Source organism: Planktothrix mougeotii LEGE 06226 (genome assembly GCF_015207485.1).
Lineage (GTDB): Bacteria > Cyanobacteriota > Cyanobacteriia > Cyanobacteriales > Microcoleaceae > Planktothrix.
This window is the reverse complement of record NZ_JADEWU010000033.1, coordinates 39,230-54,945: the sequence shown is the minus strand read 5'-3', so window position 1 is coordinate 54,945 and position 15,716 is coordinate 39,230. Positions and strand designations below refer to the sequence as shown.

Here is a 15,716-nt window from a genome sequence, read left to right as displayed (position 1 = left end):
ATTTGTACGCTTAGAAAATTTGTTTGGCTCATTGTGGGAAAAAATGGCAGTGATTTCCCCAAAGTTATCATGACACCTTTGGGTACGATGGGGATTGATTCGAGCGATCGCTTCGTCGAACTCACGTTAAATTATGTTAAATTGGTGCGTGCGGCTTTGCCTTACGCACCCTACTCATTGATTTTAATTGTCATTCAATAAACGATATTCTTCTTCAAATACTTCTGGCAAAGATAAAGAGATTAACGAGCATTTTTTACCCATTTCATCCTCAGCATCTTTAATGGCTCGTTGAAAACATTGTTCCCAAATAGAATTAATAAAATTTAGGTTTAAACTGGGAACTTCTTCTTGAATATCTGCAATTTCTTGACGGGCTGAACGAATGCTAATAGACCAACTTCCGCTACGTTTTTCCGGTTGACATTTCCATTTAATAACGTGCATCATTAACCGGGTTAATTGGCTTTTTAAAGCTAATTTCTTAGATTTTCCCATAGATTCAATTAAAACCGCTAACCCTTCTGTTGCTTCCATCCATTTTTTCTCCTGTAATAAGTCTTGAACAGCGATCGCCGCTAAATATTCAGAACTCGCCGCTAACCATTCCCAATCTTCTGATTTTCTCATGATTACTCCTCAGTTTAATAATCATCAAATAAAGTATAGTCTTCCTCAAATACCGCTTCCCAAGATAAACTTGTTAATTCACATCTCTTTCTCATTTCACTTTCCGCTTGTCTGACGGCTTTTTTAAACGAAACTTCCCAAATTGATTCTAGGTAATTTCGATTTAAACTGGGAACTTCCTCTTGAATATCGGCAATTTCATCTCTAGCAGAAATAATCGTCGTTTCCCAACTGGGACTGCGTTTTTCCGGTTGAGATTTCCATTTAATAATGTGCATCATTAACCGGGTTAATTGACTTTTTAAGGCTAATTTCTTAGATTTTCCCATAGATTCAATTAAAACCGCTAACCCTGCTGTTGCTTCCATCCATTTTTTCTCCTGTAATAAGTCTTGAACAGCGATCGCAGCTAAATATTCAGAACTCGCTGCTAACCATTCCCAATCTTCTGATGTTCGCATTTTTCCCCTAATACAAATTAATGAAAGAACATACTTTTAATTCTATGTCAAGTTTTTAGTAATGAACTTAACATTTCTATTTAATTTAACAAAATGTTGCTCAAAATTTAAGAATCATTGCAATTAAACAACATTATTGTTGTTTTAGTGTCAAAATAAATCCTAAAATAGAAATTAAATTGCGATCGCTAAGTATAAATACGACTAGCGATTGGCACAATTTCTGAGAACATAAACAAGGCTATCCTAATCACCCATCAACGGAGAAAGACACTATGAAATTGGCTTATTGGATGTATGCTGGCCCAGCCCATATTGGAACCCTTCGCATCGCCAGTTCCTTCAAAAACGTTCACGCCATCATGCACGCCCCTTTAGGGGATGATTATTTCAACGTGATGCGGTCGATGTTAGAACGGGAACGGGACTATACCCCGGTGACAGCTAGTGTGGTAGATCGTAACGTTTTAGCACGGGGTTCTCAAGAAAAAGTGGTTGATAATATTGTTAGAAAAGATCAAGAAGAACGCCCCGATTTAATTGTCTTAACTCCCACTTGTACTTCTAGTATTTTACAAGAAGATTTACAAAATTTTGTTGAACGCGCCCAACTAGATGCCAAAGGCGATGTTATGTTAGCCGATGTCAATCATTATCGCGTGAATGAACTGCAAGCGGCTGACCGGACGTTACAACAAATCGTTCAATTTTATATTGAAAAAGCTAAGAAAAAAGGCGATTTACCCGAAGGAAAAACCGAAAAACCTTCTGTTAATATTATTGGAATGTCTACCCTAGGTTTCCATAACCAACATGACTGCACCGAATTAAAACGATTAATGGCAGATTTAGGGATTGAAGTTAATGAAGTCATTCCCGAAGGAGCATCAGTTCATAACTTAAAAAACCTACCTCGTGCTTGGTTTAATTTAGTTCCTTATCGAGAACTAGGGTTAATGGCAGCCGGATATTTAGAAGAAGCATTCGGGATGCCTTATGTTGATATTACTCCGATGGGAGTGGTGGAAACTGCCCGTTGTATTCGCAAAATTCAACAAGTGATTAATGCTCAAGGGGCTGATGTTGATTATAGCGAATATATTGATAATCAAACCCTGTATGTTTCTCAAGCAGCTTGGTTTTCTCGTTCCATTGACTGTCAGAATTTAACCGGGAAAAAAGCTGTTGTGTTTGGGGATAATACCCACGCTGCGGCGATGACAAAAATTCTGGCGCGGGAGATGGGAATTCATGTGGTTTGTGCGGGAACCTATTGCAAATATGATGCAGATTGGTTTAAGGAACAAGTCAGCGAATATTGCGATGAAATTCTGATTAGTGATGATAACGCTCAAATCGGAGATATGATTGCCCGAATTGAACCTTCTGCTATTTTTGGAACCCAAATGGAACGCCATGTTGGGAAACGTTTAGATATTCCTTGCGGTGTGATTGCTTCTCCGATTCATATTCAGAATTTCCCCATCGGTTATAAACCCTTTTTAGGCTATGAAGGGACAAATCAAATTACCGATTTAATCTATAATTCCTTTACTTTGGGAATGGAAGATCACCTGTTAGAAATCTTTGGCGGACACGATACCAAAGAAGTGATTACCAAAGGAATTTCGGCAGATTCTGATTTGAATTGGACGAAAGAAGCCCAAGCCGAACTGAATAAAGTTCCGGGGTTTGTGCGCGGTAAAGTTAAACGCAATACCGAAAAATTTGCCCGTGAACGCGGTTTAAATGAAATTTCGTTAGAAGTGATGTATGCGGCAAAAGAAGCCGTCGGAGCTTAATTTTCTAATATTCTGTAGGGTGCGTAAGGCGAAGCCACACGCACCGACTTTGATTGATTAATCAATTTTTGGTGCGTAAGCGTAGCGCACGCACCCTACTACTTTACTATGAAGAATACACAAAATAAAAATTGATCAAATCCTGAAGACGAATTACTCCATGAATATCAATTTGATTATCAAAAAGCTCGTCCTAATCGCTTTATTAAACAATCAGAATGTTTAATTACCATTACATTAGATCCTGATGTTGCTGAAGTTTTTAAAACGTCTGAAGCGGTTAATCATGCGTTACGTTCTTTACTTTCTGCTATTCCTCAAACAAATCGGTTATAATATTGTTCTATAATTTTAACATTATAGATGGATATATTGTAGGGACAAATCCGAGAACAAAACTAAAATAATCTTTATAGAGGTTCAATTATATGCCTATAAAAATTAGACTAATGACAGATTATGGATGTTACCCTTTATGGTGGGATGAAGCTGATCAAGTGGGGGATTTAGATCCAGAATCTTTACCTTTAAGTCAAGAAACTATTCAACGTTTGTATCATTGGGCTGATGCTTTTGATGCACGATTAAACTTGGCTGATCCTTCTGATTCTCCTGAAGTTACACCGGAAGAAGTAGAACGTTTTGAATGGGAAGGATTAAGTTTATGGAAACAGTTAAATCAGGAATTAGCACCTGATTATGAAGTAGTTTATTTTAGTAGTCATTTTCATCAATTTTTTACTAATTCGGTTAAATTAGAGGAAAAATTAAAGCTAAATCTGATGAAATTTAATCAAATTTCTTGGGAAGATGCTAGGGAAAATATAACTCAATTGTGTGAGCAAGTTGTGGCGAATCGAGATATTATTGTTATTAATCGTCCAGAAGGGGAAAGTGTGGTTTTAATGGCGATAGAGGAATTGAATCATTTAATAGCAACTGCTCATTTAGAAAATGAAAAACAAATAATTAGTAAATAAAGATTATTATAATTGTAAGGGCTACGCGATGGCATCCTTAAAAAACTCGTAGGGTGCGTAAGGCGAAGCCACACGCACCGACTTTGATTGATTAATCAATTTTTGGTGCGTGCGCTACGCTTACGCACCCTACTACTTATTAACTTGTACATCAAAAGTTTTATAACAAAGGGAATCGTAATAACCCTTTTTTTTCTACCACCTGATGATATAATTCATCGATTTTTTGTGAGAGTTTTTCATTGTGATTAGATTCATCTTGGGGGGGTTTCTCTGGATAACGTTTTCTTAAATTTCTGATGCTTTTTTGAACTTCAGATAATTGTTCATGATTTCCGATTAAACCCAAATATTTCAAAATATTAGAGGAATGAGTTCTTTTAGCTGCTTGCTCAATTGTATAAAATAAAGGCTCTAAATAAGGTGCTAAATCCTTTTCTTTTATTGCTTCTGATTGAATCATCGATTCAAAAAGTTGCAAGGATTCGGCAAACCTGTCAAAATTATCTCTGATAGCGGCATGGATTAATAGTTTTTCTTCTTTTCTCGGATATTTATCGTTCTTTTGTGCTTTCTCTTGATATCGCATTTGAGCTTGGTTTAAATCGTTGTTATACTTTAACTCTTGTTGTTCATTATCAAAACTAATTAAAGCATCATTTAACATCTGATCATCAACATAAATAAACCGATTTGAAGCCAGAGTTGCTGTTGAGAATAAATCGATTAACTTCGATTCGCTATTCAGCAATTTTTTTACATTGATTGTTTCTGGGGCTTCTTCAAATTCTTTGAATTTTTTTGTGGTGAATTCTCTGAGTTTCCATTCTTGATCACGACGGTATTGAGCAACAAAAACAACAATAGGGGTAATAACACCACAAATGCCGATCAAAACTGTTATATATTTTTCATTGAACCAATTATTTGCAGCCGGCTCTGGAAGAATGGCCAAACAGATTACTGTATCTTTTGACGAATTTTCTGGATTAGATAAAACATGATTGACATTACAGGTTACTGTCAGCGAATTTTCTTTTTTGTTTGTTGAAGATTCAGTAGCAGCAACTGGAGATGCAATGCTGAGAGTTGCTAAGAGGGCGGCTAGTGCTAAAAAATTTCTGGATTTCATGGTTAATGCTCTGTAGTAAATAGTTTGAACCGGATATTTGGGTTAGCCGTTTTTGCTTGCCCATGAAAAAAATCTACAGAGGTTGAAAGATAATTAGACTGCCTGGAGTGCCACTTTTTATGGATGACTCTGATTGTTAGCACTGCTAGTTCTAATGCTGAGGCTGTAAACCTGATATAAACAGGGTTGCCAGCTTAGGTATTCCTTGGGGCTGTGGTCAATTGGTTGATTGTCCCTTGTACTGACTTTTGACTTATCAATAAGCAAAATCCAGAATCTTTGATTACCATTACATAAGATCCTGATGTTGCTGAAGTTTTTAAAACATCTGAAGCAGTTAATCATGCCTTACGTTACTTACTTTCTGCTATTCCTCAAACAAACTCGTAGGGTGCGTAAGGCGAAGCCGCACGCACCGACTTTGATTGATTAATCAATTTTTGGTGCGTGCGCTACGCTTACGCACCCTACTACTTTATGATCCTTAATCTCGGCTAGAATAACTTTGTGATAGCCTAAAAATTCTCTTTCTAAAACCAGTGAAACAACTGAGTTAGGGTGTTAGGTATTGACTGATTCATCCCCATCAATCTATAAAGGGACTCAAATCAAACATCATAAGAGACTCAAGCATGGCTGTCACATTATCTAAAACAGATTACAAACGGTTAAAGGTACTAACGATTCAATTACAGGCTTTAATCCGTGAAATTTCTCAAAAAGGTGCAATTCTGGATGAGATGATGGAGATCCTGCAAACTGTTAAGCTTGATACAGACAAACCGGAAGTGATTGCGAATACCCGTGTTTTCAGAAGCCCAATAATCATCAATCCTATCAATATTGAACGGATTAAAGCAATCCAAAAGCAACTGGCTGAAATTCGTGAGAGCGCGAATGTGGAGGGTTTTGATTCAACAATTCAGCGTCAAAAAGAACTAATTATAAAAAATATTCATGAAATCAAACCTCTATTTTTTGAGCGAAAAGAAAATTTTGAGTTAAAACAAGATATTGCAATTTTTGAAGCTGTTGAGGTCAATGGAATATCTGTCAAAATGGCTTCAAAACAATTTAATATTAGTGAAGATTTGGTCAACTATGCTGTCAATCGGGCGCGTGTGAAACTTGTGATTTTTCTCCTGGGTTGGGATAGTGAGAGAATAAGTTTGAGTGCTTAGTTAAAAGTTAACCTCAATCTAAAATATTTCCATTTTGCTCAATAGAAATTATCCTCAAAGCATGATTCTCTCTCCAAGGATAATCATTCTAATTTTTGAGCAAATTAAACCTTAATTGTTTCCCCTGACCCTGATCTTGAAAATGCTGTTCACCCACTCCCACAACATCAATGATAATATCACGGTTAGGGGGAGTCCATTCTCCTTGACGAGGTTCGATTTCAATGATTAATTCTTGATTGTCTTGAAAAAGTCGATATTTTGTTGTTGCATAAACTCCCTGAACATACTCAAAAGAACGACCATCATCTTCATATAAAATTCCCTCTCCTGTCCCTGGAAAAACTTTAAAGGTTAAACAATCAATTGGTTTTTCATCGACATATTGCATCACGGGTTGTAAGGGAATCATTGAACCTGCTTTCACATATAAAGGCATCCGCTCTAAGGGTGCTTCTGCTAAAATATATTGTGATCCAGAATAGGATTTTCCTGTCCACCAATCATACCATATACCTTCAGGTAAATACACCGCCCGACATTCAACACCGGGGCGATAAATGGGGGCGGCTAAAATTGCTGAACCGAGTAAAACTTGATCGGATAAAGTATAGGTTTTGCTATCATTTGGATAATGATAAAATAGGGGACGGAGAATCGGTGATCCCGTTTGGGTGGCTTCCCAAAATAAGGTATAAAGATAGGGTAAAAGACGATAGCGTAATTCTAAATATTCTCGACAAATTTGTTCAACTTTTTCTCCAAATACCCAAGGTTCATGTTGGGCGGTTGATAAGGCAGAATGACCTCGCATCAAGGGATATAAAACGCCCATTTGCATCCATCGAGCGAATAATTCTGCTGTTGCATTTCCCGCAAAACCGCCAATATCACAACCCACAAAAGCGACTCCCGATAACCCCATATTGCATAACATCGGAAGAGAGGTTTCTAAATGTTCCCAAATTGAATGGTTATCCCCCATCCATACGGATGACCAACGTTGAATTCCCGCATAACCTGACCGTGTTAATACAAAAGATCGTTCTTGCGGTCGCAATTTTACTAAGGCTTCTGCACAGGATTTTGCCATCATTAACCCGTATAAATTATGAGTTTCGGCGTGGGTTGTGCGTTCTTTTAATGGCCCTTGTAAACAATCTAATGGAAAGGTAATTTTACTGCCTTTATCGCCAAAAGGACGGTCATCTAAGGCGGGTTCATTCATATCATTCCAAATGCCTGCAATTCCCATATCTGTTAACGTTTGATGGCATTCTCCCCACCATTTTTGTACTTCGGGATTTAAAAAATCAGGAAATACCGCTTTATCCGGCCAAACATAACCATAAAAAAGCTCACCGTCGGGTTTTCTAACAAAATAATTCTGTTCTAATCCTTGATCAAAAATAGTATAATTTCCTTCGGGCTCATATTTAACGCCGGGGTCAATAATGGTGATGGTTTTAAACCCGTTATGGCTTAAATGTTGAATTAAGTTTTGAGGATGAGGAAAGCGATAATCACTCCAAGTAAATACTCGATATCCTCGCATATAATCAATATCTAAATGAATGACATCACAGGGAATTTTGCGGTTTCTAAATTCTTTTGCCAGGTTTTTAACAACAATTTCTGATTCATAACTCCACCGACATTGATGATAGCCTAAAGCCCAACGGGGAGGTAAGGGCATTCGTCCGGTGAGTTGAGTATAGGTATTTAAAATTTGTTCAGGTTTAGGGCCATAAATAATATAATAATCGAGTTCTGAAGCTTGGGTTTCCATTCGCCAAACTCCCGGTTGTTCAACGCCAATATCGAAGCGACTCCAATAGGTACTATTCAAAAAAATGCCATAACTTAACTCAGGACGTAATGCCATAAACACCGGAATGGCTTGATACATGGCATCGGTTAAGGCATCATAATCTAAAGAATCAACTGTCCAATTGGTTTTAATTTCTCCAATTTTATCTAAAAATCCTGTCCGTTCTCCAAACCCATAAAAATGTTCTTCCGCTTCAATTTTTTTCCAAACTGCTGTTAATCCCTGTCGCCATGCAAAGCCTAATTCGGCATCAATAGCAAAGGGGTTATTATTGTTATCATAACATTGAATGCGGAACGGATGGTGCTGAATAATAATTTTAATTTTTTCAGTAATAATTTCTGTGGTTTGTTCGATGTCTTGGGTTTTAAATTGAACAGGTTGCCAGTCTGAATCATCCATCGTAACCGCCCAAGAACGACGAGGCAAAAACTCACCGGATGGGGCATAACGAACTCGAATTAAATTCTCGGCTAATACACTAATTTTAACATAAACATTCCCACAGTTAAATAGGATAGAGCGATCGCTTACTTCTACCGTTTTAACGGATTCAATTTGTGACCAATTGGGGTCAAGGGTGTGTAATTGTCCAAAATATTGAGGCATAATTCAAAATAATAGAGGTCAAAAATTAGCTTTATTAATTTTATCGTAAAAAACTTTATCCTTGTAATAAAGATTGTCCGCCATCGATCCAAACTTCAGTTCCAGTAATATGACTAGAGGCATCAGAGACTAAAAATAAAACCAATTGTGCAACTTGTTCAGACGTTCCCGGTTGACCATCTGTTAAGGGAATTTTACCTTCAGGAAATTCTACAGGTTCTTGAGCTTCTTCTAAGTCTTCTCGTTCAGTATTTTGATCAATTTCTGTTGTAATTGCCCCCGGACAAATCACATTAACTCTAATTTTATATTTCGCTAATTCTAACGCGGTCATTTTAGCAAAGGCAACTTGAGCCGCTTTTGTAGAAGCATAAGCCGTTGCGCCACTATTACTAAACATTCGAGTTCCGTTAACAGAAGAGGTAATCACCACACTGCCACCTTGTTTTTTTAAATAAGGTAAGGCATATTTTAAAGTATAAAAAGTTCCATCTAAATTAATCGAAATGGTTGTTTTCCATTCTTCCGGTGAAATGTCATCTAAAGGAGCCCAAACTCCATTAATTCCAGCATTAGCAAAAACAATATCTATTTTACCCCAAGTTTCAGCAATCTTATCCATTGATTGTTGCACTTGTTCTGGATGGGAAATATCGGCAACCGTCATCATTGCTTCTCCCCCTGCTTGTTTAATTTGATTAACAGTTTGTTGACTTTTTGCGGGTGTCCGATCTAGGGTTGCTACTTTTGCCCCTTCTTTTGCCAATAACAATGCTGTTGCTTGACCCATTCCTGAACCCGCCCCACTAATGACAGCAACTTTATCTTTTAATAACATGGATTAACCCCAATTTAATTTTCCCATAGTTTGAATATTGCAAGTTTTCTCAATTTTTTACGTCTATCCGAAGAAAGACTCCCCCTAAAATCAAAAAAATGTGGTATAGTTACAATTAAATTATTTTAATTCCCCTTAATTTTCAGAACCTGCTTAGGATTCTTAATTTTTGACATCGGTTGTTACTATTATGACTCTATCCTCAGTAACATTTCCCGTATACAATTCTGAAATTTATAAATGGCAAACTGCAACCTGGGATGATTATTTAGCGTATCGTGATCATCCTACTTTAGAACGAGTTAAAATATTCTACCAAGTCGGTTATTTATGGATTGAAATGGGTTCCGAAGGAATTAATCATGCTAGTATTAGTGACTTATTAACAATGCTATTTGCCTTTTGGTTTGCTCGATTTCCCGTTGTCAGTTTTAGTTCACTCGGTCGCTGTCAACTCGAAAAAGCGAACACTCGCGCATCTGCCCCCGATCATGTTTTATATATTGGTGAAAATGCACCTCGTTGGCAAGCTGGAGAACCCCGTCGTATTGACTTAAATCGCTGGCGAGTACCTGATTTAGTGGGAGAAGTTTCTGATACAACCTTAGCTACTGATTTAGATGAGAAAAAACAACTGTATGCCGCATTAGGAATTCCTGAATATTGGGTCACAAATGTTAAAGGAAAACAGGTGATTGCCTTTCGGTTAGGAGAAAAGGGAAAATATGAAGAAATTGAATATTCTGTTGCACTTTCAGGTTTGCCCATTCCCTTGATAGAACAAACCTTAGAACAATTAACTCAGATGGATAACGGCATGGCAGCCCTATGGTTTAATCAACAAATTGCCAATCTTAATCTGAACTCCATTTTTGAGTAAATATTGCACGTTATTAAGGAATAGGTATTTTGAACGCTTTTCGTAGTTTTGATCCCAAGAGCCAACGCAGTTTACTAATACTATTTATCGCCGGTTTATGTTTTTGGACAAGTATCACAGCCCTCTTACCAACACTCCCTTTATACGTTGAATTTCTGGGCGGAACCAAACAACAAATTGGCTGGGTTATGGGCGCTTTTGCCTTGGGTTTATTACCCTCTCGATTTTGGTTTGGCCCCTTAGCGGATCGCAAAGGTCGTAAATTAATCCTACTTATTGGAACGATAGTGGCTATGCTTGCCCCTCTAGGATATTTATGGGCAAAATCAATTTTATTGATGCTATGTTTGCGGGCATTTCATGGCATCAGTGTAGCGGCATTTACCCTCGGTTATAGTGCTTTAGTGGCTGATATTGCCCCTGTGGAAAAACGGGGAGAAGTCATCGGATATATGAGTTTAGTCGCCCCAATTGGAATGGCAATTGGCCCAGCATTGGGGGGATTTTTGCAAACCGCTTTTGGCTATGACCCCATCTTTTTATCCAGTGCGGGGTTTGCGTTTTTAGCGTTTTTAGGAATTTCTCAAGTCTTTGAACCTCAACGAAATCAACCGACACTAACTTTATCTTCTACTTCGTTCCTAGAAAAAGGATTATGGTACTTCAAAATGTTGTGGAGTCCCCGTCTACGAATTCCCGCATTTGTGATGTTAATGGTGGGTTTAATCTTTGGAACTTTAGTTACATTTTTACCCTTATCGGTGAAAGAATCTGGGTTACATTTTAATTCAGGTTTATTTTATAGTACCGCCGCGATCGCTAGTTTTTTAGTGCGGGTTCCTACAGGTCGAGCCTCTGATCGCTATGGTCGAGGTATATTTATTACAGGGGGTTTAATCTGTTATTTTTTAGCAATGTTACTCTTATCTAAAACAACAGGTAGTAACATTATTTTATTAGCTGCATTATTAGAAGGAATGGGAGCAGGGATCGTTATTCCCATGATGATTACCTTAATTACAGATCGGTGTCTTCCAGAAGAACGAGGTCAATTTTTCTCCCTTTGTTTAACAGGTTTTGATGTCGGAATTGCCCTGGCTGGGCCTATTTTTGGAAGCCTTGCTGAAGAATTAGGTTATTCGAGTATTTTTGCTTTGGATGCAATTTTAGCTTTAATAGCGGTCATCACCTTTGCAGGATTTTCTAATAAAACAGTTCACCTTTCTCTCAAATTTGCAATGGGTCAAGCCAAGGATGTTTATAGCTTAAATTAAAATTATTGGGGTGTGAGTTCTATAATAGATTTGCGCCCCAATAGTTTAATAGTGACCAAAGGAGGGATTTTTCCAATCATAATCATTCGGAAATATAAAATTAATAAAAGATACTGAAATACTGATCTCTAAAGCTTTAACATAATGCCACCATCCCACCGGAAGAAAAATCACTTCTCCGGGGTGTAGAATCACATCAATGGAACGAACGTTTCGATATAAAGGATAACGGCTATAATTAGGATTAGCCGGATCAATGGGACTAAAAACCCCAATGGTATTATAAAGAAAGGGGGTTTGTTGAGGCGGAATCATTTTAATTAGTTTGCGCCCCGAAACTTGAGCTAAAAAGATATTAATAGGATCATGATGTAAAGGAGTTACAGTTCCGGCTGAACCAAACCAGAAAAATGTTCTTCCGGCTTTAATGTCAGGGTTTAAATATTCAGGAAAAATTTCCATATCTTCAAAAAGACCCTGCATTTCTTCACGGTTTAAGGTATGGTTATTCGCCACCATATAGTAATCATTGGTTTCTCCAGCATGAACAACCCAATCAATATAATCTTGAAATAACATCGTTTTCCGATGTTGTTCTAAATTAATTTCATAATTAGGATCAGCGTTGCGATTTCCTTGCACTTGAATGCTAACATTACCATATTTTTCTTTTAAATATTCAGGTGTCCATCGGTGCAAAGCTGCCCAGTTGTTCATCAGACCCGTTAAAATAACAGGTTTATTTTGTGAATAATATTGGTCTAAAAACTCATCTTTTGATAAAAAGGGAATGCGAGGAATAGTGTTAGAATGGGAAGATAAAGCCGCAAGTTGATTTTGAATTTGTAAAAGAGATTCTAGTTTTTCTAACTTTTGCAGAATTTCTTGTCCGGCTTGAAAATAAGGTTGATTGGTGATGCCTGTAACTTCTTCAATAGCAAGCTTAACATCAATCCCATTTTTAACCATACATTCAATTAAAGCTTCATCGGATTGATTAATTAATTTATTGGCGGCTACCCATTTTTTCCAACCATCAGGAAGTTGAGGAGGGTGAACTATTTCAGGCGGTTGAGAGGGTTGTTGGGGTTCATGAAGGGGAGGTTGAGGAAGCCATTGCAAACTGACTTTCTGGCCATCATTTAAGGTGATTTGTAAAGGGGGAAGGGTAATTTTTAAGGGTTGAATATCGGTCATAGCGTTGCAACCTTTTAACGTTAAAAATAGGATATTTTAATAAAAAAATAAAACTCAAAAACACAAGAGCCTACTGTAATCATATCTTAAGGGGTGCAAATTGTCTATTCTAAGAATTGAATCCATTGGCGAGTCCCAAAATGTTGACAAGATTGGGCGGCAATTTGGGCGGATTCAGCTAAGGCTGTGGTAAAGTTTTGGGATAGAATAAAATGGCAAAATGCCCCATGAAAAATATCGCCTGCTCCTAAAGTATCAATGGCTTGAATGCTGGGAACCGAGATTTTCCCATTTCCTTCTTTAAGCGTAGCATATTCAATGGGTTTTTCTCCTTGAGTAATGGCAATATAAGGAATATTTAAGGCTTTGAGATAATTAAAAACATCTTCAGAAGTTTGGCAGTTAGGCGGATAAAAAGCATTAGAACAAATGGCATAGGTGATATGGGGTAAAATTGTTTCTAATCCCGGTTTCCAACTGCCTCCATCTAAAATAATAGGAATTTTCTGGTTTTTGGCTTGCTGAATGATAATTTGACTCATCGGGATTTGATGACCATCGATTAAAATAATATCAATATTATCTAAAAATTGAGGTAAATTTGAGAAGTTTGAAACTTGGGATTTTGTCGCATTAATGGAAACAACCATCCGATCACCCGTTTCAGGAGTCACAATAATTGATGAGACAGGAGGCGCTTCTAAACGAGTGGGATCTAAGTCTACAATATTAACATTATAGTGTTGTAAATCGGCTCGAATCAGTTGGGTTAAAGGATGGCTACCTAATACTCCCAGTAAGGTAGATTGGTTCCCCAAACTGTTAAAAGTAACAGCAGCATTGGTTGCTGGCCCCCCAGCGACAACACTATAATTTGAAGCCACAATTTTTTGATTTTTATGGGGATAAGCGTTAACCGAATAAATGAAATCAAGGGTGATTAATCCGACAAATAAACCTTGTTTAGCCATAAAATGATTTTAAAAATTGAGAAGTTAACAAAAGGTTAAATTGAGTTTAATAAACTTTTTTTTTCTGGAAAAGCTGAAAAATACAGTTGGCATCAACAGGCGGTGAAAAATAATACCCTTGTGCATATTCACAGCCTAAATTCTTTAAAATAGCAATTTGTTCTTCTGTTTCTACTCCTTCTGCAATCACATCCAAATTTAAACTATGAGCCAAGGTAATTAAGGTTTTTATAATATCTAAGCTTTTGGGATTTAAGTTAAGGTTTGAGATAAAAGAACGATCAATCTTTAATGTATCTAAAGGGAGAGATTGCAAGTAAGATAAACAAGAGTAACCGGTTCCAAAATCATCAATTGCTAATCGAATTTTTCGAGATTGGAATTGACTCATGTATTGGGTTACAATTTCAGGATTTTCCATTAAAATGCTTTCCGTAATTTCTAGTTTTAAAGTGAATCCTTCCAAGAGATTAGATTGAATAATATTATCAATTAAGCTAGTAAAATCGGAATTCAAGATTTGTAAACCGGATAAATTAACACTGAGTATTAAAGGAAATTGCTCTGGAAATTCCTTGTACCAGCGACTAAATTGACGACAAGCCTCTCGAAGTACCCATTCTCCCAAGGGAATAATCAGTCCAGTTTCTTCTGTCAAAGGAATAAATTCCGCAGGAGGAATTAAGCCTCGACTCGGATGCTGCCAACGAACTAAGGCTTCAAACCCTGCTAAATGTTGATTGTCTAAGCTGTAAATTGGTTGATAATAAACCCGAAATTCCTGATTTTCTAACCCTAATTCTAAATCCGATTCTAACTGCAATCGATTTAAAACTGCCATCTGCATTTCAGGATTAAAAAAGACCGTACAATTTTTTTGATTCTGCATTCTAGCATAGTGCATCGCTGTATCTGCTGCCCTTAAAAAATCTTCTGCTTGTTCAGAGGGAAAACTGGATAATGCAATCCCAATGCTGGTATTTCCTGATGCAATAATTCGGTGTCCTCCTAGAGATAATTTCAAAGCTTTATGAATTTGATTTGCTTTTTCTAAGGCAATCATTTCTGATTTAATACCCGGTAAAAACAAAACAAATTCATCTTTCCAAATTCGAGCTAATACATCAGCAGTTTCAAGACAAGATTTTATCCGTTCAACTTCTTGAATTAAAAACTCTTCAGCCAAAGTCTTTCCATAACCATATCGAATGACTTTAAATCGATCTAAGGCTAGATAAAACACGGCAAAATCTAACTGTTGATCAATGGCGACTCGAATACATTCTAAAACATGATTTTGATTCGGTAGCCCAGTAAGTTTATCATAAAGAGCCAAATATTGTAAATTTTCAACAGCAGCTTCTAGTTGTTCTTTTTGCAGGCGACTTTTAGTGACAATATCAATCGTTTTGCGGATTGTTAAAATTAAATCTTGAAAGTTAATGGGTTTGGTTAAAAAATCAAAAGCTCCTCGATTCATGGCCGTTCTAATATTTTGAATATCGCCATAAGCCGAGACAACAACGGCTTTAAGGAGTGGATCAATTTTAGGAATTTGTTCAAGCAATGCCCATCCGTCCATCCCTGGCATATTTAAGTCGGTTAAAACCATAGAAATATGGGGAGTTGAACGCAAAATATCCAAAGCATCAATACCACTGGTCGTAAACAAAAACTGGAATTCTCCAATTTCAATTTGATGTTTTAATCGTCTTTCTATCAACCGTTGTAACTCCGGTTCATCATCAATCACTAAAATATAAGCTGGGGTTTGAGGCATAATAATATAGCGTGTAGGGAACAGGGAACAGGGGACAGGGAACAGGGGACAGGGAACAGGGGACAGGGGACAGGGAACATTGGACTCAGTGATATGATTTTTTTATTTTAATCACCTCCGGTTCAATAGAATTAGATGAGATATTATTCG

The 15,716-nt window shown here is 37.1% G+C and carries 14 protein-coding genes; 6 read left to right on the top strand and 8 right to left on the bottom strand.

Annotated features, from left to right (window positions below; all coding sequences use genetic code 11):
• On the top strand, nucleotides 1-201 hold a 201-nt coding region (locus IQ236_RS27785), incomplete at its 5' end, for a hypothetical protein (RefSeq protein ID WP_228041654.1).
• Here IQ236_RS27785 and IQ236_RS15000 read toward each other — a convergent pair.
• Both IQ236_RS15000 and IQ236_RS14995 read right to left on the bottom strand, forming a co-directional pair.
• On the bottom strand, nucleotides 184-630 hold the full coding sequence (locus IQ236_RS15000) for a DUF29 domain-containing protein (RefSeq protein ID WP_193869987.1): 447 nt from the start codon (nucleotides 628-630) through the stop codon (nucleotides 184-186). The genes IQ236_RS27785 and IQ236_RS15000 overlap by 18 nt on opposite strands.
• A gap of 14 nt (nucleotides 631-644) precedes the next feature.
• Nucleotides 645-1,091, bottom strand: coding sequence for a DUF29 domain-containing protein (locus IQ236_RS14995; RefSeq protein WP_193869986.1), 447 nt, complete (start codon nucleotides 1,089-1,091; stop codon nucleotides 645-647).
• A 275-nt stretch (nucleotides 1,092-1,366) separates the two neighbouring features.
• Here IQ236_RS14995 and bchB point away from each other — a divergent pair, with 275 nt between their 5' ends.
• Nucleotides 1,367-2,893, top strand: coding sequence for a ferredoxin:protochlorophyllide reductase (ATP-dependent) subunit B (bchB, locus tag IQ236_RS14990; RefSeq protein WP_193869985.1), 1,527 nt, complete (start codon nucleotides 1,367-1,369; stop codon nucleotides 2,891-2,893).
• Nucleotides 2,894-3,342: 449 nt separating this feature from the next.
• Nucleotides 3,343-3,873 (top strand): type II toxin-antitoxin system Phd/YefM family antitoxin, encoded by a 531-nt coding sequence (locus IQ236_RS28215; protein ID WP_322744187.1) that lies wholly within the window; start codon nucleotides 3,343-3,345, stop codon nucleotides 3,871-3,873.
• A 160-nt stretch (nucleotides 3,874-4,033) separates the two neighbouring features.
• On the opposite strand, the gene IQ236_RS14980 is transcribed toward IQ236_RS28215, so the two are convergent.
• On the bottom strand, nucleotides 4,034-5,005 hold the full coding sequence (locus IQ236_RS14980; protein ID WP_193869983.1) for a hypothetical protein: 972 nt from the start codon (nucleotides 5,003-5,005) through the stop codon (nucleotides 4,034-4,036).
• 632 nt (nucleotides 5,006-5,637) lie between these two features.
• Here IQ236_RS14980 and IQ236_RS14975 point away from each other — a divergent pair.
• Nucleotides 5,638-6,186, top strand: a complete 549-nt coding sequence (locus IQ236_RS14975) for a hypothetical protein (protein WP_193869982.1) — start codon at nucleotides 5,638-5,640, stop codon at nucleotides 6,184-6,186.
• An 88-nt stretch (nucleotides 6,187-6,274) separates the two neighbouring features.
• Here the strand turns inward: IQ236_RS14975 and IQ236_RS14970 are convergent, their stop codons facing one another.
• Nucleotides 6,275-8,626, bottom strand: a complete 2,352-nt coding sequence (locus IQ236_RS14970) for a glycoside hydrolase family 31 protein (RefSeq protein ID WP_193869981.1) — start codon at nucleotides 8,624-8,626, stop codon at nucleotides 6,275-6,277.
• 55 nt (nucleotides 8,627-8,681) lie between these two features.
• The gene (locus IQ236_RS14965) at nucleotides 8,682-9,464 is read right to left on the bottom strand and encodes an SDR family oxidoreductase (protein ID WP_193869980.1); all 783 of its coding nucleotides are present in this window, start codon (nucleotides 9,462-9,464) and stop codon (nucleotides 8,682-8,684) included.
• 190 nt (nucleotides 9,465-9,654) lie between these two features.
• On the opposite strand from IQ236_RS14965, the gene IQ236_RS14960 reads away from it, so the two are divergent.
• Both IQ236_RS14960 and IQ236_RS14955 read left to right on the top strand, forming a co-directional pair.
• Complete coding sequence (locus IQ236_RS14960; protein WP_193869979.1) at nucleotides 9,655-10,344, top strand: Uma2 family endonuclease; 690 nt, start codon at nucleotides 9,655-9,657, stop codon at nucleotides 10,342-10,344.
• 29 nt (nucleotides 10,345-10,373) lie between these two features.
• On the top strand, nucleotides 10,374-11,618 hold the full coding sequence (locus IQ236_RS14955) for an MFS transporter (protein ID WP_193869978.1): 1,245 nt from the start codon (nucleotides 10,374-10,376) through the stop codon (nucleotides 11,616-11,618).
• Nucleotides 11,619-11,663: 45 nt separating this feature from the next.
• On the opposite strand, the gene IQ236_RS14950 is transcribed toward IQ236_RS14955, so the two are convergent.
• From IQ236_RS14950 to IQ236_RS14940, 3 genes are all read right to left on the bottom strand, one after another.
• Nucleotides 11,664-12,815, bottom strand: coding sequence for a cupin-like domain-containing protein (locus tag IQ236_RS14950; protein ID WP_193869977.1), 1,152 nt, complete (start codon nucleotides 12,813-12,815; stop codon nucleotides 11,664-11,666).
• Between the two features lie 104 nt (nucleotides 12,816-12,919).
• On the bottom strand, nucleotides 12,920-13,786 hold the full coding sequence (locus IQ236_RS14945; RefSeq protein WP_193869976.1) for a sugar kinase: 867 nt from the start codon (nucleotides 13,784-13,786) through the stop codon (nucleotides 12,920-12,922).
• Between the two features lie 46 nt (nucleotides 13,787-13,832).
• Nucleotides 13,833-15,566, bottom strand: coding sequence for a putative bifunctional diguanylate cyclase/phosphodiesterase (locus IQ236_RS14940; RefSeq protein ID WP_190515698.1), 1,734 nt, complete (start codon nucleotides 15,564-15,566; stop codon nucleotides 13,833-13,835).
• Nucleotides 15,567-15,716 lie beyond the last annotated feature (150 nt).

Bases quoted from the DNA above. Each gene is read 5' to 3' on its own strand.
- IQ236_RS15000 (WP_193869987.1), bottom strand. From the start codon at position 630: ATGAGAAAATCAGAAGATTGGGAATGGTTAGCGGCGAGTTCTGAATAT.
- IQ236_RS14995 (WP_193869986.1), bottom strand. From the start codon at position 1,091: ATGCGAACATCAGAAGATTGGGAATGGTTAGCAGCGAGTTCTGAATAT.
- bchB (WP_193869985.1), top strand. From the start codon at position 1,367: ATGAAATTGGCTTATTGGATGTATGCTGGCCCAGCCCATATTGGAACC.
- IQ236_RS28215 (WP_322744187.1), top strand. From the start codon at position 3,343: ATGACAGATTATGGATGTTACCCTTTATGGTGGGATGAAGCTGATCAA.
- IQ236_RS14980 (WP_193869983.1), bottom strand. From the start codon at position 5,005: ATGAAATCCAGAAATTTTTTAGCACTAGCCGCCCTCTTAGCAACTCTC.
- IQ236_RS14975 (WP_193869982.1), top strand. From the start codon at position 5,638: ATGGCTGTCACATTATCTAAAACAGATTACAAACGGTTAAAGGTACTA.
- IQ236_RS14970 (WP_193869981.1), bottom strand. From the start codon at position 8,626: ATGCCTCAATATTTTGGACAATTACACACCCTTGACCCCAATTGGTCA.
- IQ236_RS14965 (WP_193869980.1), bottom strand. From the start codon at position 9,464: ATGTTATTAAAAGATAAAGTTGCTGTCATTAGTGGGGCGGGTTCAGGA.
- IQ236_RS14960 (WP_193869979.1), top strand. From the start codon at position 9,655: ATGACTCTATCCTCAGTAACATTTCCCGTATACAATTCTGAAATTTAT.
- IQ236_RS14950 (WP_193869977.1), bottom strand. From the start codon at position 12,815: ATGACCGATATTCAACCCTTAAAAATTACCCTTCCCCCTTTACAAATC.
- IQ236_RS14945 (WP_193869976.1), bottom strand. From the start codon at position 13,786: ATGGCTAAACAAGGTTTATTTGTCGGATTAATCACCCTTGATTTCATT.
- IQ236_RS14940 (WP_190515698.1), bottom strand. From the start codon at position 15,566: ATGCCTCAAACCCCAGCTTATATTTTAGTGATTGATGATGAACCGGAG.